We start from the raw sequence: 19,791 nt of genomic DNA, 5'->3' as shown, positions 1-19,791 counted from the left end.
GGCGTGTTCCGCGGTGTTTTCGGGGGCGTGTTCCGGGGGCGTGTTCCGGACCGTTCGACGGACCCGCCCTGTCGGAGCGCCCGGTTAGGCTGCGAAGGACGGCTCCGCCGACCGGAAGGCCCCCACATGTTCGTCCTGCACGCGCTCTGGCGGGCGGACGGACGGCTGGCCCTCTGGGCCGAGGACGCCCGCGCCCACCCCGGCGCCACCGGATCGCGCCCCGACCGGTCGGCCCCGCGCGCCCACCCCTACGCCTGCCCGGCCGGCGAACTGGCCGCCGTGCTCGGCGGCATCGGGCCCGGCCTCGGCTGGCTCGCCGGCCAGGCCCCCGAGCGCTGGGCCACCCTGCTGCTGCCCACCGTCGGCGCGCTGCCCGCGCCCTCACCCGATCTGCCGGTCACCCCGGCGCGGGGCGCGGCCGTCCTGGCGCCCTGGCGGGTGCCGGCGCTGCTCTTCGACGCCGGGGCGGCCGCCCAGCTGCTCGGCGAGGTCTTCGACCCGTACTGGGCCGTCACCAGCACCGACCTGCCCGGCGCCGGGCGCGCCGAGGTCGTCCAGGGGCCCTCGCTGCGCTGGCTCACCGGCGTGCACGACCTCGCCTGGCGGACGGTCGGCCGGGGCCGGGTGCTGCCACTGCCGGTCCTGACGGACGGCCGCCCGCAGGCCCGCTGGCGGCCCGACCTCACCCCGGCCGCCCGTCGGGAGGCCGCCGAGCTGGCGGCCGGCTGCCCGCCCGTCCTGCTGGGGGAGTGGCCGGCCGGCGGCGGCACCGGCGAGGCCCTGCTGGACGCCGCGCTGGGCGCACTGGTGGATGCCGAGGCCCGGGCCGCGCTGGTCGGCGCGCCCCCACTGGTCCCGGGCGGCGAGACCCGTGCCGCCGAGACCCGTGCCGCCGAGACCCGTGCCGCCGAGACCCGTGGCGCCGGAACCGTCGGCGCCGGAACCCGTCGTGCCGCCGAGCGCTGGCTGCACGCCCTGACCACCCCGGACGGCGGCCTCACCGACGTCCCCTCTGACGGCTTCGCCGAACTGCGCCGCCGGATCGCCGCCTGGTACGCCGCCGCCGAACCCACCGCACCCGCGCTCCGGCTCTGCTTCCGCCTGCTGGAGCCGCTCGGGCCCGCCCCGGACGACCCCGAGGGCAGGCCCTCCGACGACGCCTGGCAGCTGGAGTCCCTGCTCCAGGCCGTCGACGAGCCCTCCCTGCTGGTCCGCGCCGCCGACCTGCACGAAGGCGGCGCCGCCCGCGCCGCGCTGGCCCGCAAGGCGCCGGACCCGGCCGATGTCCTGGTCTCCGAACTCGCCCGCGCCGCCCACCGCTGGCCGGCCCTGGACGGCCTGCGGCACCGCTCCCGCCCGGCCGCCCTCCCGCTCGACCGGGCCGGGGCGCTGGACTTCCTGCGCACCGCCGCGCCGGCCCTCGCCGAGGGCGGCTTCGGTGTGCTGCTGCCCGCCTGGTGGCGCCGCCGGCCCCGGCTCGGCCTCACCCTGCGGGCCACCACCCCGCCCGCGCCCGGCACGCTCGCCGTCACCGCCCAGGTGGACCGGGACGCCGTGGTCGCCTTCCGCTGGCAGGCCGCGCTCGGCCCGGACGGCGCGCCGCTCACCGAACAGGAGCTGGCCGAACTCGCCGCCGCCAAGCAGGGGCTGGTCCGGGTCCGCGGCACCTGGCTGGAGGCCGACCCGGCGCAGATCGCCGCCGCGCTCGCCTTCCTCGCCGACCGACGCGACGGCGTGCTGGCCACCGCCGACCTGCTGCGGCTGGCCCTCGACCCGGAGGCGACCGTCGCCGGGCTGCCCGTCACCGGCGTCCGCGCGGACGGCCCGCTCGGCGACCTGCTCGCCGGGCGCGCCGCCCCGGCCCCCGCCCCCGCGCTGCCACCGGACTTCCGGGCCACCCTGCGCCCGTACCAGGAACGGGGCCTGGCCTGGCTGCGGTCGATGAGCGGGCTCGGCCTCGGGGCCGTGCTGGCCGACGACATGGGCCTCGGCAAGACCGTCCAGACCCTCGCCCTGCTGGCCGTCGAGCAGGCCGAGGGAGCGGTCGGCCCCACCCTGCTGGTCTGCCCGATGTCCCTGGTCGGCAACTGGCAGCGGGAGACCGAGCGCTTCGCCCCCGCCCTGCGGTGGCACGTCCACCACGGCTCCGGCCGGCTCGGCGCCGACCGACTCGCCGACGCCGTACGGGAGGTGGACCTCGTCATCACCACCTACGGGCTGGTCCAGCGGGACCTCGCCGCGCTGCGCGCGATCCGCTGGCGCCGGGTGGTCGCCGACGAGGCGCAGCACGTCAAGAACGCCGGCACCGCCCAGTCCCGGGCCGTCCGCGCCCTGCCCGTCACCCGCCACCGGATCGCCCTGACCGGCACCCCGGTGGAGAACCGGCTCGCCGAACTGCACGCCGTCCTCGACTTCGCCAACCCCGGCCTGCTCGGCCCGGCCGAACGCTTCAAGGAGCGCTACGCGATCCCGGTCGAACTGCACCGCAGCCCCGAACGCACCGCCGAACTCCAGCGCCGCACCGCCCCGTTCGTGCTGCGCCGGCTCAAGTCCGACCCGGCGGTGGCCGCCGAGCTGCCGGCCAAGCAGGAGATGACGGTCTGGTGCAGCCTCACCGCCGAGCAGGCCGGCCTCTACCAGGCCGTGGTGGCCGACCTGCTGCAGCGGGTCGAGGGCATCCGGGGCGTGGAGCGGCGCGGCACGGTGCTGGCCGCGATCGGCAAACTCAAGCAGGTGTGCAACCACCCGGCCCAACTGCTGCACGACGGATCGGCGTTGGGCGAGCGTTCGGGCAAGGTCGCCCGGCTGGCGGAGCTGCTGGAGGAGGCGCTGGCCGAGGGCGACCGGACGCTGGTCTTCACCCAGTACGCCGAGTTCGGCGAGATGCTCCGCCCGTACCTGGCCCGCCGGCTCGGCGAGGAGGTGCTCTACCTGCACGGCGGCGTCCCCCGGGGCCGCCGCGAGGAGATGGTGGAGCGCTTCCAATCCCCGGACGGGCCACGGGTGTTCCTGCTCTCGCTGCGGGCCGGTGGCACCGGTCTCAACCTGACCGCCGCCAACCAGGTGATCCACCTGGACCGTTGGTGGAACCCGGCGGTCGAGGAGCAGGCCACCGACCGCGCGTTCCGGATCGGCCAGCGCCGGGACGTCCAGGTCCGCCGCCTGGTCTGCGTCGGCACTGTCGAGGAGCGGATCGACGAACTCCTCGCCGCCAAGCGCGCGTTGGCCGAGGCGGTGGTGGGGGAGGGGGAGCGCTGGCTCACCGATCTGCCGGTCGAGGCCCTGCGCGAACTGGTCGCGCTCACCCGCGAGGACGCCGTCGCGGAGGAGGACGCATGACGGACGGAGGACGCATGACGGACGGACGGCGCATGACGGACGGACGACCCGTGCCCGACGACGGCCGCACACCCGACGGCGACCACGCCCCCGCCGTGACCACTCCCGCCGTGAACGCCCCTGCGGTGAACACCCCCGTCGTGAACGTCGCCGCCTACTGGGGTGGCGACTTCACCCTGCGCCCGGCCCCGCCCGAGCCGGCGGACGACCCCGACGAGCCCTCGCCGCACCGCCTCGGCCGCTCCGGCGTCACCGTGCGCGGCCGCGACCTGGCCGCCCTGCTCGCCCCCGCCTACGAGGCCTTCCGCAGCTGACGCGATGGGTGCAGCTGATGCGGCTGACGCGCCCCCAGCCGCGCCGATGCCCGTGCGGTAGCGTCGGAACGGTGACCGACATCCTCAGCGCCCCCGGCCTCGACGACTTCGAGCGGCACCGCCGGATGATCTTCGGCATCGCCTACCGGATGCTCGGCAGCATCGCCGACGCCGAGGACCTGGTCCAGGACACCTGGCTGCGCTGGAGCCAGGTCACCGGTCCGGTCGCCAACCCGGGCGGCTACCTGGCCCGGACGGTCACCAACCTCGCGCTCAACCGGCTCGACTCGGCCGCCGTCCGCCGTGAGGCCTATGTCGGCCCGTGGCTGCCCGAACCGCTGGTCGTCGAGCCGGACGCGACCGGCGACGTCGAGCGCGCCGAGACCGTCTCGCTCGCCCTGCTGGTGGTGCTGGAGAGCCTGTCCCCGCTGGAGCGGGCCGTCTTCGTGCTCAAGGAGGCCTTCGGCTTCTCCTACCGGGAGATCGCCGAGGCGCTGGAGCGCACCGAGGCCGCCTGCCGGCAGGTCGGCAGCCGGGCCAAGGCGCACGTCCAGGCCCGCCGGCCGCGCTACGACGCCCCGCCGGAGCTGCGCCGCCGCGCCACCGACGAGTTCCTCGCGGCCTGCGTCGGCGGCGACCTCAACCGGATGCTGGAGCTGCTCGCCCCCGACGTCACCGCCTGGACCGACGGCGGCGGCGTGGTCCGCGCCGCCCTGCGCCCGGTCACCGGCGCCGGCAACGTCGCCCGCTTCCTGCTCGGGGTGCTCGACCAGCTGGGCGAGGGCGTCGCAGCCCGGCCGGTCCTGGTCAACGGCCAGCCCGGGGTGCTGCTCACCCTGGACGGCGCGGTCGACGCCGTCTCGGTGTTCGACTTCGTGGAGGAGCCCGACGGCCGGCTCCGGATCGCGGAGCTGCGCACCGTCCGCAACCCGACGAAGCTCACCCACCTCACCGGCCGGGCTTGACCCTCGACCTGGTCGAGCCCGCAGAGTCACCGGCATGGAGAGCGAGCTGCACAGCATCGGCGAACTGGCCCGCGCCAGCGGCCTGGGCGTCGGCACCCTGCGCTACTACGACGGCGCCGAGGTGCTCACCCCCGCCTGGGTCGACCCGCAGACCGGCTACCGCTGGTACCGGCCCGGGCAACTCGCCGACGCCCGCCTGCTGGCCCGGCTGCGCCGGGTCGGCCTGCCACTGGCCGACATCCGCGCCGTGCTCGGCGCGGTGCCCGGCTCCGGCCAGGCCCGGCGGGTGCTCGACTCGCACCTGCGCCGGCTGGAGGACGGCCTCGCCGACGCCCGCCGCGAGCTCTCCCTGATCCGCGTGATGATCGACCAGAGGGAGCAACCGATGACCACCACCCCCGCCGAACTCCGCTGCACCGTCCCGGCCGAGGAGCTGGCCGCCGCCTTGGACGCGGTCCGCTTCGCGGTCGGCGTCGACCCCGAAGTCCCCTCGCTCGCCGGGGTGCTGTTCGAGCCGGACGGCCCGGTGCTGCGCCTGGTCGCCACCGACCGCTACCGGATGGCGCTCGCCGAGGTGCCCGCCGCCGAGGTTCCTGCCACTGCGGTGCCCGACCGACCGGTCGGCGGCACGATCGTCCCGACCGCCCTGGTGGACGCCCTGCGCGCGCTGCTCGGCGCGGGCACGCCCGAGGTCGCGCTGACCCTCGGCGGCGGCCTGGTCCGGGCCGAGACCGGCGGCCACCGGATCGAGGGCGCCGCCCTGGACTTCGACTACCCCGACTACCGGGCGCTGACCCGGCTCGACCCCGGGCACCGGATCGACCTGTCCGCCGCCGAACTGCGCGGCGCCGTCGAGAACGGCGTCATCCGCACCCTGCCCTCCGGCCCGAACGGCGCCGACTGCCCGGTCACCGTCCTCACCCTGGCGGCGGACGGCCGCCTCGCGGTCGCCGGCCCCGAGCCCACGCCCGGCGACCTGAGGGTGGCGGTCAACCGCGACTACCTCCTGGACGCCCTGCGGGCCGGCCGCCCCGAGCAGCTGGTGCTCGAACTCGGCGGCCCGATCGCCCCCTTGGCGATCCGCACCCCGGGCCGGGCCGGCACCTACTCCCTCCTGATGCCGGTCCGCGCACCCGAACTCACCTGATCCCCCGGTCGGGGCTCGGGCCGCCGCGCCGTTTGCTGCTGCTAGCGTCCTGCTTGCATGTGCAAGCGGGATGTTGCAGGCTGCTGGCATGGCCTCACTGAACGTCGGCTCGCTGGGCGAGTACATCCGCGAGCAGCGCCGCAACGCGCAGTACTCCCTGCGCCAGCTGGCGGAGGCCGCAGGCGTGTCCAACCCGTACCTCAGCCAGATCGAGCGCGGGTTGCGCAAGCCGAGCGCGGAGATCCTGCAGCAGATCGCGAAGGCGCTGCGGATCTCGGCGGAGACGCTGTACGTCCAGGCCGGGATCCTGGAGGAGCGGCGCGGTGAGGGCCTGGAGCTGCGGGCCTCGATCCTGGCCGATCCGCTGATCAACGAGCAGCAGAAGCAGGCGCTGCTCGCGGTCTACGACGCCTTCCTCAAGGAGAACGCCGCCCTGCGGGGTCCGGTGGCCGAGGGCGCGCCCGCGGCCGGTGCCGGTACCGGCGTTCCACCAGCCTCCGGCCCGACGACCGACGGCTCAGCCACCCAGAACACCCACCGGGAGGACCGGTAACCATGCCGATCACCGACGAGATCAAGAAGACCCTCAGCGACCCGACCCCGCTGTACGCCATCGCCGGCGCCGGGGATCTCGCGTACGAGAAGCTGCGCGAGGTGCCGGGCCGGGTGGAGGCGCTCGCCGCGGACCGCAAGGGCGCGCAGGAGAAGGCCACCGCCCGGTTCCAGGAGGCGCAGACGAAGCTGGTCGAGGCGCAGGCCAAGGTCGCCGAGACCGTCACGACGCTCCCCACCGACCTCAGGGTGCTGCAGGAGCGGGCCCAGGGTTTCGCCCTCCAGCAGGTCGGCCGCGCGGTCGAGCTGGCGGTGAAGGCCAAGGAGACGTACGACGAGCTGGCCGAGCGCGGCAAGGTCGTGGTGGACCGGGCCCGTCCGGGCGTGCCCGGCGAGACCGCGCCGCCGGCCGAGGTGCCGGAGTCGCTCGAGGCCGAGCTGGTCGAGGCCGAGCTGATCGAGGACGACGCCGACACCGGCGACGCGGGCACCCAGGGCGCCCCGAAGAAGGCCGCCCGCGCCCGGAAGGGCCCCGACCGCGCGGAGTGAGTGAAGGCGCGCCGGACGGGCACATCCGGTGACCGCGGAACGTTGACACGGAGCGGACGGCCCGCCGTGCCAGGATGGGCGGCGGCCGGTGCGCCGGAGCCGAGAGACAGAGGAGAGCACGATGGGCGGAGTGGCCCAGATTCTGGACTTGGCCTACCTGAACCCGATCTGGTGGCTGTCCGTGGCCATCCTGGGTTTCAAGCTGTTCGCCCTGCTCGACGCGGTCACCCGCCGTGAGGACGCCTACCGGGCGGCGGACAAGAAGACCAAGCCGTTCTGGCTGACGATCCTGGCGATCGCCTTCGGCTGGGACCTGCTGTTCGGGGTGAACTTCTTCACCGGCATCGGGACGCTCGCCGGGCTCGTCGCGTCGATCGTCTACATGGTGGACGTGCGTCCGGCGATCCGGGCGCTCACCGGCGGTGGCGGCCGCGGCGGTCGCAGCAACGCCGGCCCGTACGGGCCCTGGTAGGCCGAACGATCCGACAACACCACGGCCCGGGCGGGGAGTTCACCCGCCCGGGCCGTGTCGTGTCCGGCACCCGGCCGGCTCAGCCGAGGATCAGCTGCACCGGGTTGCGCTCCAGCAGCAGCACCGCGACGTCGTCCGTCAGCGCGCCGCCGTTCAGCTCCTCGACCTCGGCGATGGCGCTGTCGACGAGCCGGCCCCGGGTGAGCCCGGCGGACTGGTGGTCGCCGATGAGGTCGGCCAGCCCGTCCTGGCCGAGGCGGCGGGAACCGGCCCCGACCCGGCCCTCGATCAGTCCGTCGGTGTAGAGCAACAGCCGCCAGCCGGGCTGGAGTTCGAGCTGGTGGGCGGGCCAGGCGGCCTGCCCGTCGTAGCACGGCAGCAGGCCGAGCGCCGGCCCGGCGAGGTCGGCGGGCAGGGTGACCGGCGGGTGGTCGCGGCCGAGCAGCAGCGGCGCCGGGTGCCCGGCCAGGTAGAGGCGGGCCTGCTCGCCGGCGCCGAGCGAGCCGAGGTCGCCGCTGGCGCCGCCGGGTTCGATGACGAGCATGCAGAGCGTCGCGAAGATCTCGTCGCTGCGCCGCTCGTGTTCCAGCACGTGCTGGAGGGTGGTCAGCAGGGTCTCGCCGGTGAGTCCGGCGAAGACGAGGGTGCGCCACGCTATCCGGAGGGCGACGCCGAGCGCGGCCTCGTCCGGGCCGTGGCCGCAGACGTCGCCGATCACGACGTGGACGGTGCCGTCGTCGGTGCGGACGGCGTCGTAGAAGTCGCCGCCGAGCAGGGCGCGGCGGCGGCCCGGGCGGTAGCGCCGGGTGAAGGAGAGGCCGGCGCCGTCGAGCAGTGGGGTGGGCAGCAGGTGGCGCTGGAGGCGGGCGTTCTCCTGGCCGCGCAGTTCGGCCTCGACCAGGCGGCGCTGGGACTCGTCGGCGCGCTTGCGCTCGACGGCGTAGCGCAGGGCGCGGGCCAGCAGCGGGCCGTCCGTCTCGTGCTTGATCAGGAAGTCCTGGGCGCCGGCCGCGACGGCGGCCGCGCCGAGTTCGGCCCCGGCGGCGTCGGTGAGCACCACGACGGCGGTGTGCGGGGCCCGGCGGAGCAGCTCGTGCAGGCCCTCCAGGCCGTCGGAGTCGTCGGACGGGTGCGGCAGGTCGGCGGGCGCGGCGAGGTCGAGCAGCACGCAGCTGAACTCGCTGCCGCGGGAGCGCCCGCGCCGGGGGCCGTGCGAGGGCACGGCGAGCAGTTCGCCGGCCTGTTCCAGGCCGCGGGCCCAGTGGATCTCGATCGAGGTGCCGCTGTCGGCGACCGCGGCCTTGATCAGCTGGGCGTCGGAGGCGTCGTCCTCGATCACCAGCAGTTTGAGCGGCGCGGTGCCGCCGGCGGCGGGTGCGTCGGCCGCGGCCGGGAGGTTTCCGGTCCGGGGCCGGGGGTGAGGTATCGGGGGAGCGGTCGTCGCCGAGCCGGTCGCGTGCGGGCGGTTGCGGGCATGGCCAACGGGGGCACCGTGATGGGTGCCCGACAGGCTCGCGGCACCAGGTGCCCGCCCGTCTCCCGTTGCGGGCATCGGTGGTTCCTCCCTTTCCCCGAGTGCGTAACGGTCAGCGTCCGTCCGCAGTGCCCGCCTGGCACCGTGCGCCGGGGAACTTCTCGCGACCATAACGTGATCTCCGGGGATTTCTCTGGCCGACCGGCGCCGTTGTGGCTTTTGCCACGCCGGTGGCGGTGCGGTGATCGGACTCGGACGACGACTGACATCCCGTCCCGGCGGCTGCCGGGCGGGGAGAGGAACGGGACGGGCGATGGTGACACGGATCACCCTGGTCGAGGGTGACATCACGGAACAGCAGGTGGACGCCGTGGTGAATGCCGCGAACTCCTCTCTGCTGGGCGGCGGCGGGGTGGACGGTGCGATCCATCGCAAGGGCGGGCCGCGGATCCTGGAGGAGTGCCGACGGCTGCGCGCCTCGCACTGGGGCGGGGGGCTGCCCACCGGGCGCTCGGTGGCGACGACGGCCGGACGGCTGCCGGCCCGGTGGGTGGTGCACACCGTCGGGCCGGTGTACCTGGCGGAGGAGTACGAGGAGCGGGCGGAGCTGCTGGCCTCCTGCTATCGCGAGTCGCTGCGCACGGCGGCGGAGCTGGGCGCGCGCACGGTGGCGTTCCCGGCGGTGTCGGCCGGGGTGTACGGCTGGCCGCCGGCGGACGCGGCCCGGATCGCGCTCGGCACCGTCGCGGAGGTGCTGGACGGCGGCGACGCGCAGGCGGGCGCGGAGCTGGCGGAGGTGCGGTTCGTGCTGTTCGGGGCGGAGATGTGCGGCGTGTTCGAACGGGCCTTGCGGGAGCTGCTCGGGCAGGGCGGGTGACGGCGGAGAAGGGCGAGCTGGGCAGGGCTGGGGCCGAGCGGCGGCGGTGGCGCCGTTCGGTGGCGTCCATCGTGGCGTGACGGGACGTCAACACGCCAGGGGTATTCGATAACTCGTTCGAGTGAATGCGCCGGGTTGCTCGCCCGCGCCGGCTCGCTCACCGCGCTGGCTCGCTCACCCGCGCCGGACCCCGCGACCCGGGCTACGGCGCGAGCGCCGCCCAGGGCACCGTGACCTCGCCCTGCCGCCACCGCCCGCGCGCGTCCACCAGCGGCCAGTCACCCGCCAGCGCCGTGCAGGCCGCCACCCAGCGCTGCCGCGCCCCGAACGCCCCGTACGGCGCGGCCGCCGCCCAGGCCCGGTCGAAGTCGGCGAGGAAGGCGTGTACCGGCCGGCCCGGCACGTTGTGGTGGATCAGCGCCTTCGGCAGCCGTTCGGCCAGGTCGGAGGGCTGGCCGAGGCCGCCCAGCCGGGCCGCGAAGGTCACCGTCCGGGGCCCCTCCGGGCCGAGCGCGACCCAGACGTGCCGTCGCCCGATCTCGTCGCAGGTCCCCTCGACCAGCAGCCCGTCCGGGGCCAGCCGGGCGCAGAGCCGCTGCCACACCCCGGCCACCGCCGACTCGTCGTACTGCCGCAGCACGTTGGCGGCCCGGATCAGCTGGGCCGGCGTGCCGCCGTCCAGCGGCACCTCGAAGCCGCCGCGCCGGAAGGTGAGCAGCGGCGGATCGGCGTACGGCAGCGCGGCCGCGACCCGCTCCGGCTCGATCTCGATCCCGACCACCCGGACGTCCGGGCGCACCGCGCGCAGCCGCCCGGCCAGCTCGACGGCCGTCCACGGCGCGGCGCCGTACCCGAGGTCGACCGCCACCGGCGGGCGCCCGCCGGTGCGCAGCGCGCGGCCGAGGGTGTGGGCGATCCAGCGGTCCATCCGCCGCAGCCGGTTGGTGTTGGTGGTGCCCCGGGTGACCGTCCCCACCGGCCGTCCGGTCCGCCCACGGGAGGACGCGGTCGCGGAGTCGAAGGAGGCAGCCATGCCTGGAAGGGTAGTCGGGCCGCTGCCGGCACCGCTGTGACCTGGGACGTCACCCCGCCCGGCATCTCGTCCGCCGGACCGGGAATGCCGGGCGCCGCCCAGGCGGTTGGCACTCTGGCGGTGATGTGTGCCCGGGACGGGGCAGCGCACACCGGACAACGGGCGGCCCGTGCGCGGGCCGCCGAGACGGGCCGCACAGAGGAGGCTTCAGCCAGGTGATCCAGCACCCCGTCCGTTCGGTACGCCGTGCCCAGCCCGCCCCGCCCGCGCGAGGCCGGCTGCAGTCGCTCGTGCCGGGCCGCCGCCGCCCGCGCCGGATAGCGATGCTGAGCGTCCACACCTCGCCGCTGCACCAGCCCGGCACCGGGGACGCCGGCGGGATGAACGTCTACATCGTCGAGCTGGCCAAGCGCCTGGCCGCGCTCAACATCGAGGTCGAGGTGTTCACCCGGGCGATCTGCTCGGACGACGCCCCCACCGTCGAGCTGGCCCCGGGCGTGCTGGTGCGGCACGTCACCGCCGGGCCGTACGAGGGCCTGGTGAAGGAGGACCTGCCGGCCCAGCTGTGCGCCTTCACCCACGGGGTGCTGCGGACCGAGGCGGGCCACCGCCCCGGCCACTACGACCTGGTGCACTCGCACTACTGGCTCTCCGGGCAGGTCGGCTGGCTGGCCGCGCAGCGCTGGGGGGTGCCGCTGGTGCACACCATGCACACCATGGCGAAGGTGAAGAACGCCGCGCTGGCCGAGGGCGACACGCCCGAGCCCGCAGCCCGGGTGATCGGCGAGACCCAGGTGGTCGAGGCGGCCGACCGGCTGATCGCCAACACCACCGAGGAGGCCGCCGAGCTGGCGCTGCACTACGCCGCCCGGCCGGACCAGCTGGCCGTCGTCCACCCCGGCGTCAACCTGGACGTCTTCCGCCCCGGCGGGTCGTCGGCGCGGGCCGCCGCCCGAGCCCGGCTGGGCCTGCCGCAGGACGCGGCGGTGCTGCTGTTCGCGGGCCGGATCCAGCCGCTGAAGGCCCCGGACGTGCTGCTGCGGGCGGTCGCCGAACTGCTGGCGCGCCGCCCGGAGTTGCGCGAGCACCTGGTGGTGCCGGTGGTCGGCGGCCCCTCCGGCACCGGGCTGGTCCGGCCGGAGAGCCTGCACAAGCTCGCCGCCCAGCTGGGCATCGGCGACGTGGTGCGGTTCCACCCGCCGGTCGGCCAGGCCGAGCTCGCGCAGTGGTACCGCGCGGCGACGGCCCTGGTGATGCCCTCGTACAGCGAGTCCTTCGGGCTGGTCGCGCTGGAGGCGCAGGCCTGCGGCACCCCGGTGGTGGCGGCCGCGGTCGGTGGTCTGCCGGTCGCGGTGCGGGACGGCGAGACCGGCACGCTGGTGCCCGGCCACGAGCCGGCGGCGTGGGCGCACGCGCTGGAGCCGTACGTCACCGACCCGGGCCTGGTCGCCCGGCGCGGCGAGGCGGCGGCCCGGCACGCGGGCGGGTTCGGCTGGGACACCGCCGCCGCGACCACCGCCGAGGTGTACGCGGGCAGCCTGGCCCGCCCGGCCGGCCGACTGGCCACCGCCCGGCGGCGACTGGCCTGACCGCCGCCCCGGACGATCCCCAGGGCCGGGCGCCGATGCCGGGGGCGCGTCACCGCTGGTGCGCGCCCCCGGTACCGCCGAGTAACGTCACCCCCATGGCAATCCGCACCAAGGACGAGGCCCTGACCCTCCTGCGCACCGCCCTGGACGACGCCGGAGCGGCCTGGGAGCCGGCCACCACCGACCCGTACACGCTGGTGGCGACGCTTCCGGGCACCCGCAAGCTGAGCACCACCTGCGCGCTGCGGGTCGGCGACCACACCCTGTCGGTGAACGCCTTCGTGATCCGCCGCCCGGACGAGAACCACGAGGCCGTCTACCGCTGGCTGCTGGAGCGCAACACCCGGCTGTACGGCGTCGCGTACGCGATCGACCCGCTCGGCGACGTCTACCTGGCCGGCCGCCTGCCGCTGGAGGCGCTCACCCCGGACGCCGTGGACCGGCTGCTCGGGACGGTCCTGGAGAACGCCGACGAGCCGTTCAACACCCTGCTGGAGCTGGGTTTCGCCTCGGCGATCCGGCGCGAGTGGGAGTGGCGCACCAAGCGCGGGGAGTCCACCCGCAACCTGGCCGCCTTCGCCCACCTGGCCGCCCCCGCGGCCGACTGAACCGCGGCCGACCGAACCGCGGCCGACCGAACCGCGGCCGACCGACCGGGGCCGTCCGGCCGCGGTCGGCGGGCCGTCCCCGGCGTCAGGCGCCCGCCGGGGCCTTCCCCTCCACGGCGGGCACGGCCACCTCGGCGGCGGGCACCGCCACCTCCACGGCCTCCACGGCTTCGAACGGACCGCCGTCCGCCGCGGCCCCGGTGCGCCGCCCCAGCACCGCGTATCCGGCGGCGGCGACCGTGCCGCACACCCCGCACGCGCCCCACAGCACCCCGCCACCGGCGTGGTCCAGCACCACACCGCCCACGGCCGGGCCGAGGAACAAGGCGAGCGACCAGGAGAGCGAGTAGACGCCCTGGTAGCGGCCGCGCGCATGGGTCGGCGACAGCTCGGCGACCAGGCCCATCAGGGTCGGCGTGTAGAGGATCTCCCCGACCGTCCAGACCGCCACGGTGAGGGCGTAGAGCCACGCGGACGACCCGGCCAGGGCCGTCATCCCGAATCCCCAGCCGATGAGCAGCGCGGCGGCTGCCAGCATGGCCGTCCGGCTGCGGCCCTCGACCCACCGGGTGAGCGGGATCTGCAGCAGCACGATCAGCAGCCCGTTCAGGCCGATGACCAGGCCGTACTGGGAGGACGTGATTCCCTGCTCGCCCATGTCCACGGGGAGCGTGGTGGAGGCCTGCTGCATCACCAGGGCGAGCAGCAGGGTGAGCCCGACCACCGACATGAAGCGGCGGTCGCGGATCACCGTGACGAGGCCGACCGCCGGGGCGTCGGCCTGCGCGGCCGGGGCGTCGGGCTTGGTCTCCGGGATCTTGACGAAGATCACCACCGCGCAGAGCAGGGTGGAGACCGCGTCCAGCAGGAACAGCGTGAGGTAGCCCTGGGTGGCGATCAGGCCGGCGACGGCCGAGGAGAGGCCGAAGCCCAGATTGATCGCCCAGAAGTTCAGCGAGTAGGCGCGGACCCGGTCGGCGGCCGGGACGATGTCCGCGATGATCGCCGAGATGGCCGGGCGGGTGGCGTTGTTGCAGAAGCCGACCAGGAAGGCCACCACGGCGATCGCGACCTGACCGTCCGTGAAGCCGAGCGCGGCGGTGAACAGGGCGGTGCCGAGCTGGGCGCCGACCAGGGTCGGCCGGCGCCCGATCCGGTCGGTCAGCACGCCCGCGACGATCGACGAGACCGCCGCGCCGAGGCCGAACAGGGAGGCGACCAGGCCCGCGTAGGAGGCCGAGTACCCCCGGCTGCTGGTGAGGTAGAGCGCCAAGAAGGTGACCACGAAGGCGCCGAGCCGGTTGACCAGCGTCGAGACCCAGAGCCACCAGAACTGCCGTGGCAACCCGCCCGCCGTCTCCTGCACCATTCTTCGGATCCGGGGGTTGGTGACCAGCGTGAAGAGCATGTGGGGGGCTCCCGGGGGCGGGCGTTCGCTGAACGGCATGGGCAGGTCCGGTCAGCCGACGCTTGTAAGTGGTGGATAAGCGGAGCACACATTACCCACGGGTAGAAGGTCCCGACCAGCGGTTTTCGGGCCTCCACTAAGCTGGGGCCATGGCTGACACGACGTACCGACTCATCCTGCTCCGCCACGGCGAGAGCCAGTGGAACCAGAAGAACCTGTTCACCGGTTGGGTCGACGTCGACCTCAACGAGAAGGGTGAGAAGGAGGCCGCGCGCGGTGGCGAGCTCCTCGCCGCCGAGGGTCTGCTCCCCGATGTGCTGCACACCTCGCTGCTGCGTCGCGCGATCCGCACCTCGCAGATCGCCCTGGACAAGGCCGACCGCCACTGGATCCCGGTCAACCGCAGCTGGCGCCTGAACGAGCGGCACTACGGCGCGCTCCAGGGCAAGGACAAGGCCCAGACCCTGGCCGAGTTCGGCGAGGAGCAGTTCCAGCTGTGGCGCCGCTCGTACGACACCCCGCCGCCGGTGCTGGCCGATGACGCCGAGTACTCGCAGGCCGGTGACGCCCGCTACGCGGAGATTCCGAGCGAGCTGCGTCCGCGCACCGAGTGCCTGAAGGACGTCGTCGAGCGGATGCTCCCGTACTGGTACGACGCCATCGTCCCGGACCTCGCCGCCGGCAAGACCGTCCTGGTCACCGCCCACGGCAACAGCCTGCGCGCGCTGGTCAAGCACCTCGACGGCATCTCCGACGAGGCCATCGCGGGCCTGAACATCCCGACCGGCATCCCGCTGGTGTACGAGCTCGACGCCGACTTCAAGCCCGTCACCACGGGCGGCCGCTACCTCGACGCGGAGGCCGCCGCCGCCGCCATCGAGGCGGTCAAGAACCAGGGCAAGAAGTAGGCCGCTTGCCGCTACGGCCCCCCACCAGCGCTTCCGGTGCCGGTGGGGGGCCTTCGCGTGTCCACCCCACCCCTGCGTCAACTGGCCCGCCTGGCCAATGAGTTGACGGCCACGAGAATGGTTCAGACCATTGACGGGTGGCGGTGTCGGCTCCTACCGTGAGGTCACCGGACTGGCGCAGGCATGCCAAGGATCCCCCTGTCCTGGCCGCCGTACCCCACGCGCGCGTCTGCGCCCCGGCGCACTCTCCATCCACCCCCACGGAGGAGCACCATGCGCACACGCCACATCGTCGGGGCGGCGGTCGCCGCGCTCGCGATACCGCTCACCTTCGCGCTCCCGGCGCAGTCCCACGGGTACATCTCGACGCCGCCCAGCCGGGCCGCCCTGTGCGGCGCGGAGGTCGTCGCCGACTGCGGTGAGATCCAGTGGGAGCCGCAGAGCGTCGAGGGCCCGAAGGGCTTCCCGGCCGCCGGCCCGTCCGACGGCACCATCTGCGCCGGCGGGAACTCGCGCTTCGCCGAACTGGACGACCCGCGCGGCGGCGCCTGGCCGACCACGCCGGTGACGGCGGGGCAGCAGCTCACCTTCACCTGGACGTTCACCGCCCGGCACGCGACCACGAGCTTCACGTACTACCTGACCAAGCCGGGCTACGACGCCAGTCAGCCGATCACCCGGTCGAGCCTGGAGCTGACGCCGTTCCTGACCGTCCCCTACAACGGCCGTCAGGTGCCGAGCACGGTCAGCCACACCGCGACCGTCCCGAGCGGGCGGACCGGCCACCAGGTGGTCGTCTCGGTGTGGGAGATCGCCGACACCGGGAACGCCTTCTACTCCTGCACCGACGTCCAGTTCTGACGGATCCCGCCGGGCTCACGGCCGGCGGAAGACCGGGGTGCACGCCCGTCTCCCGCGGCGGCCGTGCACCCCGGAACCCCCGGGGCCGCCGCCCTCGCGGCGGCCCGGCTCAGTGGCCGCCGCAGCAGCCGCCGTCCGCGCCGCCGCACTGGCAGGGCGCGCCGGACTGGCAGCCGCAGCCGCAGCCCGGGCCACAGCCGCAGCCGGCCGCGAGGACGGGCAGCAGCTTCGGGGAGGGCGGCGCGACGGTGTCGTGTGCCGGTGTCGGTCGGGTCGGGTTGGCCTTCATCGTGCTGAACCCTCCTTGTGACGGGCACACTTCGGTGCCTACAGCTTCGAGTGAAGCCGCCGATCGGAGGGAGCGTCAACAGGCGCGCAGTGGTGGGGCGTACGGGACGTCGTGCGCCCCCACCACCCCCGTCACGGGTTTACCCGCCCTCGGAGTGAGCGGCCGCCCCTCGGAGCCCCATGCTCCGGAACTCCCGGGACTCCCGGGACTCCCGGGACTCCCGAGGCCCGGAGACCCCGAAGCCCCGACCGGGCGACCGCACCGCACCGGCGGGAGGTCACTCCGCCGCCGCGGCCTCCGAGGCGGCCACGAACTCGGCCACGTGCTCGCCCGTCACCAGGTACACCACGCGCTTGGCGACCGACACCGCGTGGTCCGCGAAGCGCTCGTAGTAGCGGCCGACCAGGGTGATGTCGACGGCCGTCTCGATGCCGTGGTGCCAGCGGTCGTCGATCAGGTGCGACAGCAGCTCGCGGTGCAGGGTGTCGATCGCGTCGTCGTCCTGCTCCATCTCCAGGGCCTTGTCGACGTCCTTGGTGGCGATCACCAGACCGGCCTTGGCCACCAGGCGCTGGGCGAGCTGGCCCATCTCCAGGACGGTGGAGTGGAGGTCGCCGGGGACGGCGGAGTCGGGGTAGCGCATCCGCGCGACCTTGGCGACGTGCCGGGCGAGGTCGCCGCAGCGCTCCAGGTCGGAGCTCATCCGCAGCGAGGTGACGACGATGCGCAGGTCGGTGGCGACCGGCTGCTGGCGGGCGAGCAGGTCGATGGCGCGGTTCTCCAGCTCGTGGTGGAGATCGTTGATCTTCTGGTCGGCGGCGATCACGCTCTCCGCCAGCGCCAGGTCCGCGTCGAGGAGTGCGGTGGTCGCCCGGCCCAGTGCCGAGCCGACCAGCCGGGCCATCTCGACCAGGCTGTCGCCGATCGCATCGAGTTCCTCGTGGTACGCGTCGCGCATGCTCTCTCCTCAGTAGCTGTGTCGGTGGCGGTGCCGACCGGCCGGCCCGTCCGACCGTCGTTCCGGTGTTCGGGTGACCGCTGCTGGTGGCGCGAATCGTACGCGCACACCTGAGGCGGCGGCCGGTGGTCCGGCCCGCCACCCACTCCCACACGGGCTGCATGGCCAACTCTGCGCCGTCCGGGCGACGGTGCACGGCCGGTGCGGTGAATCGGCGGCCACGTGGAGGTGAATTCTCGGCAACGCGCGGCCGATGCCTTGATCGGCCCCTTGGGGAGTGCCCTGGCCATGCGCTTACGCTGGCCACATGGACGTGAACGTGGCCGCCGCCGCTGCCTGCGCCATAGCCGGGCTCGGCGTCGGCCTCACGGCCTCCATCGCCTTCCGCTGGAGCGAGCGCGAGCAGGCCAGGGGCAGGCACAGTGGCACCAACAGCAGACACCACGGTCGGCAACAGGGATTGGGCGCCGGCACCCCGGAGCCCCCGCTGCCGCCGGGGGTGGACACCGTACTCTCCGTCCTCCGCTCCTGCGCGATCGTGCTGGGCGAGGGCGACGAGGTGGTCAAGGCCAGCTCCGCGGCGTACGCGATGGGCCTGGTGCGCGGCGGCGCGGTCGCCGTGGACCAGATGCTCTCGCTGGCCCGCGCCACCCGCCGGGACGGCGAGATCCGCCAGGTCGAACTGGAGGTGCCCCGCCCCGGCGTGGCCCGTGCGGGCGAGCCGCTCGCGGTCTCCGTCCGGGTCGCCCCGCTGGGCTCCCGGCTGGTGCTGGTGCTGGTCGAGGACCAGACCGAGCGCCGCCGGGTGGAGGCCGTCCGCCGGGACTTCGTGGCCAACGTCAGCCACGAGCTGAAGACCCCGGTCGGCGCCCTGTCGCTGCTCTCCGAGGCGGTCGCCGACGCGGCCGACGACCCGGAGGCGGTGCAGCGCTTCGCCGGCCGGATGCAGATCGAGGCGACCAGGCTGGCCAGCCTGGTCCAGGAGATCATCGACCTCTCCCGGGTGCAGGACGACCGGCTGATGGTGGACCCCGAGCCGGTCGCGGTGGACGAGCTGATCGCCGAGGCGATCGACCGCTGCCGCCAGCAGGCCGCCGCCAAGCAGATCCTGATCACGGCCGGCGGCATCGCCGGCCTCTACCTGCACGGCAACCGCGGCCAGCTCGCCGCGGCCCTGGGCAACCTGGTCGAGAACGCCGTCAACTACAGCACGCCCCGCACCAGGGTGGCGATCGCCACCCGCCGGATCTCCAGCGCCGCGGCGCTCGGGGAGGCGGACGGCGAGCTGATCGAGATCTCCGTCACCGACCAGGGCATCGGCATCTCCGAGAAGGACCGCGAGCGCGTCTTCGAGCGCTTCTACCGGGTCGACCCGGCCCGCTCCCGGGCGACCGGCGGAACCGGCCTCGGCCTCTCCATCGTCAAGCACGTCGCCGCCTCGCACGGCGGCACGGTCTCGGTGTGGAGCGTCGAGGGCCAGGGTTCGACCTTCACCATCCGCCTGCCGGCCGGGCAGGCGCCCGAGGCCGAGGACACCGACGACCTCGACCGTGACCGGCACGCCCAGACCCTCACCTCGGACCGGACGGCCACCACGGGCCGCGCGGACCGTTCGCTCCCCACGGGGGAGCGGGAACACCCCCTGTCAGACACAACCCCCCAGCTTGCCCCGGAGGCCTGATCGTGACCCGAGTACTGGTGGTCGAGGACGAGGAGTCGTTCAGCGACGCCCTCTCGTACATGCTTCGCAAGGAGGGCTTCGAGGTGGCCGTCGCCGCCACCGGCCCCGACGCACTGGAGCAGTTCGAACGCAACGGCGCCGACCTCGTCCTGCTCGACCTGATGCTGCCGGGCCTGCCGGGTACCGAGGTCTGCCGCCAGCTGCGGGTGCGCTCCAACGTCCCGGTGATCATGGTCACCGCCAAGGACAGCGAGATCGACAAGGTGGTCGGCCTGGAGATAGGTGCGGACGACTACGTCACCAAGCCCTACTCCACCCGTGAACTGGTCGCCCGGATCCGCGCGGTGCTGCGTCGCCGCGGCGAGGACGGCGGCGCCGGCGACAACGGCGGCGGCCCGGGCGCCCTGGAGGCGGGCCCGGTCCGGATGGACGTGGACCGGCACGTGGTGACCGTGGACGGCGCCAAGGTCGACCTGCCGCTGAAGGAGTTCGACCTGCTGGAGATGCTGCTGCGCAACGCGGGCCGGGTGCTCACCCGCATGCAGCTGATCGACCGGGTCTGGGGCGCGGACTACGTCGGCGACACCAAGACCCTGGACGTCCACGTGAAGCGCCTGCGGGCCAAGATCGAGCCGGACCCGGGCGCCCCGCGCTACCTGGTCACGGTCCGTGGCCTGGGCTACAAGTTCGAGCCGTAAACCGCGGCCGCGGACAGACGCGGAAGGCCCCCGCCGGCAGTTGCCGGAGGGGGCCTTCGCGTTGCGTCC

General features: G+C 74.7%; 19 protein-coding genes. 14 read left to right on the top strand and 5 right to left on the bottom strand.

What is annotated here, in order from left to right:
- Positions 1 to 126 precede the first annotated feature (126 nt).
- The 7 genes from P3T27_RS07760 to P3T27_RS07730 all read left to right on the top strand — a co-directional run bounded on the left by P3T27_RS07760 (position 127) and on the right by P3T27_RS07730 (position 7,338).
- Positions 127 to 3,339 (top strand): DEAD/DEAH box helicase, encoded by a 3,213-nt coding sequence (locus P3T27_RS07760; RefSeq protein ID WP_280675619.1) that lies wholly within the window; start codon positions 127 to 129, stop codon positions 3,337 to 3,339.
- A complete protein-coding gene (locus tag P3T27_RS07755) occupies positions 3,336 to 3,653 on the top strand; it encodes a hypothetical protein (protein WP_280675617.1) in 318 nt (105 codons plus the stop codon). Before P3T27_RS07760 ends, P3T27_RS07755 begins: the two co-directional genes overlap by 4 nt.
- A 71-nt stretch (positions 3,654 to 3,724) precedes the next feature.
- Complete coding sequence (locus tag P3T27_RS07750) at positions 3,725 to 4,618, top strand: RNA polymerase sigma-70 factor (protein WP_280675615.1); 894 nt, start codon at positions 3,725 to 3,727, stop codon at positions 4,616 to 4,618.
- A gap of 34 nt (positions 4,619 to 4,652) precedes the next feature.
- Positions 4,653 to 5,765: a MerR family transcriptional regulator gene (locus P3T27_RS07745; RefSeq protein WP_280675612.1), complete on the top strand. Its 1,113-nt coding sequence runs from the start codon at positions 4,653 to 4,655 to the stop codon at positions 5,763 to 5,765.
- 88 nt (positions 5,766 to 5,853) lie between these two features.
- A complete protein-coding gene (locus tag P3T27_RS07740; RefSeq protein WP_280675610.1) occupies positions 5,854 to 6,318 on the top strand; it encodes a helix-turn-helix transcriptional regulator in 465 nt (154 codons plus the stop codon).
- Between the two features lie 2 nt (positions 6,319 to 6,320).
- Positions 6,321 to 6,866, top strand: coding sequence for a hypothetical protein (locus P3T27_RS07735; RefSeq protein WP_280675608.1), 546 nt, complete (start codon positions 6,321 to 6,323; stop codon positions 6,864 to 6,866).
- Positions 6,867 to 7,005: 139 nt separating this feature from the next.
- Positions 7,006 to 7,338 (top strand): DUF2516 family protein, encoded by a 333-nt coding sequence (locus P3T27_RS07730; RefSeq protein ID WP_280675809.1) that lies wholly within the window; start codon positions 7,006 to 7,008, stop codon positions 7,336 to 7,338.
- A gap of 79 nt (positions 7,339 to 7,417) precedes the next feature.
- Here the strand turns inward: P3T27_RS07730 and P3T27_RS07725 are convergent, their stop codons facing one another.
- Positions 7,418 to 8,890, bottom strand: a complete 1,473-nt coding sequence (locus tag P3T27_RS07725) for a SpoIIE family protein phosphatase (protein WP_280675606.1) — start codon at positions 8,888 to 8,890, stop codon at positions 7,418 to 7,420.
- A 235-nt stretch (positions 8,891 to 9,125) separates the two neighbouring features.
- Here P3T27_RS07725 and P3T27_RS07720 point away from each other — a divergent pair, with 235 nt between their 5' ends.
- Entirely contained in the window at positions 9,126 to 9,689 is a 564-nt protein-coding gene (locus tag P3T27_RS07720) for an O-acetyl-ADP-ribose deacetylase (protein WP_280675604.1), read from the top strand.
- 202 nt (positions 9,690 to 9,891) lie between these two features.
- Here the strand turns inward: P3T27_RS07720 and P3T27_RS07715 are convergent, their stop codons facing one another.
- Positions 9,892 to 10,722: a class I SAM-dependent methyltransferase gene (locus P3T27_RS07715; protein ID WP_280675602.1), complete on the bottom strand. Its 831-nt coding sequence runs from the start codon at positions 10,720 to 10,722 to the stop codon at positions 9,892 to 9,894.
- A gap of 278 nt (positions 10,723 to 11,000) precedes the next feature.
- Here P3T27_RS07715 and mshA point away from each other — a divergent pair, with 278 nt between their 5' ends.
- Together mshA and P3T27_RS07705 are read left to right on the top strand one after the other, a co-directional pair.
- The gene (gene mshA, locus P3T27_RS07710; protein ID WP_280675807.1) at positions 11,001 to 12,311 is read left to right on the top strand and encodes a D-inositol-3-phosphate glycosyltransferase; all 1,311 of its coding nucleotides are present in this window, start codon (positions 11,001 to 11,003) and stop codon (positions 12,309 to 12,311) included.
- Between the two features lie 95 nt (positions 12,312 to 12,406).
- Positions 12,407 to 12,919: a YbjN domain-containing protein gene (locus tag P3T27_RS07705; protein WP_280675600.1), complete on the top strand. Its 513-nt coding sequence runs from the start codon at positions 12,407 to 12,409 to the stop codon at positions 12,917 to 12,919.
- Positions 12,920 to 13,004: 85 nt separating this feature from the next.
- Here the strand turns inward: P3T27_RS07705 and P3T27_RS07700 are convergent, their stop codons facing one another.
- Positions 13,005 to 14,327 carry an MFS transporter gene (locus P3T27_RS07700; RefSeq protein ID WP_280675598.1) on the bottom strand — a complete coding sequence of 441 codons (1,323 nt, stop codon included), beginning with the start codon at positions 14,325 to 14,327 and terminating at the stop codon, positions 13,005 to 13,007.
- Between the two features lie 149 nt (positions 14,328 to 14,476).
- On the opposite strand from P3T27_RS07700, the gene P3T27_RS07695 reads away from it, so the two are divergent.
- The gene (locus P3T27_RS07695; protein WP_280675596.1) at positions 14,477 to 15,235 is read left to right on the top strand and encodes a phosphoglyceromutase; all 759 of its coding nucleotides are present in this window, start codon (positions 14,477 to 14,479) and stop codon (positions 15,233 to 15,235) included.
- 273 nt (positions 15,236 to 15,508) lie between these two features.
- Positions 15,509 to 16,096 (top strand): lytic polysaccharide monooxygenase, encoded by a 588-nt coding sequence (locus P3T27_RS07690; protein WP_280675594.1) that lies wholly within the window; start codon positions 15,509 to 15,511, stop codon positions 16,094 to 16,096.
- A gap of 109 nt (positions 16,097 to 16,205) precedes the next feature.
- Here the strand turns inward: P3T27_RS07690 and P3T27_RS07685 are convergent, their stop codons facing one another.
- Both P3T27_RS07685 and phoU read right to left on the bottom strand, forming a co-directional pair.
- Positions 16,206 to 16,385, bottom strand: a complete 180-nt coding sequence (locus P3T27_RS07685) for a hypothetical protein (RefSeq protein ID WP_280675592.1) — start codon at positions 16,383 to 16,385, stop codon at positions 16,206 to 16,208.
- A gap of 277 nt (positions 16,386 to 16,662) precedes the next feature.
- Positions 16,663 to 17,343: a phosphate signaling complex protein PhoU gene (gene phoU, locus P3T27_RS07680; RefSeq protein ID WP_280675590.1), complete on the bottom strand. Its 681-nt coding sequence runs from the start codon at positions 17,341 to 17,343 to the stop codon at positions 16,663 to 16,665.
- 307 nt (positions 17,344 to 17,650) lie between these two features.
- On the opposite strand from phoU, the gene P3T27_RS07675 reads away from it, so the two are divergent.
- Entirely contained in the window at positions 17,651 to 19,024 is a 1,374-nt protein-coding gene (locus tag P3T27_RS07675) for an ATP-binding protein (protein ID WP_280675588.1), read from the top strand.
- 2 nt (positions 19,025 to 19,026) lie between these two features.
- Positions 19,027 to 19,722, top strand: a complete 696-nt coding sequence (locus tag P3T27_RS07670; protein ID WP_031069385.1) for a response regulator transcription factor — start codon at positions 19,027 to 19,029, stop codon at positions 19,720 to 19,722.
- The last annotated feature ends 69 nt before the right edge of the window (positions 19,723 to 19,791 follow it).

The sequence above is a fragment of the Kitasatospora sp. MAA19 genome (assembly GCF_029894125.1).
In the GTDB taxonomy this organism is placed as follows: Bacteria; Actinomycetota; Actinomycetes; order Streptomycetales; family Streptomycetaceae; genus Kitasatospora.
The sequence above is the reverse complement of the archived record's forward strand: the minus strand, read 5'-3'. Positions and strand labels throughout refer to the sequence as shown.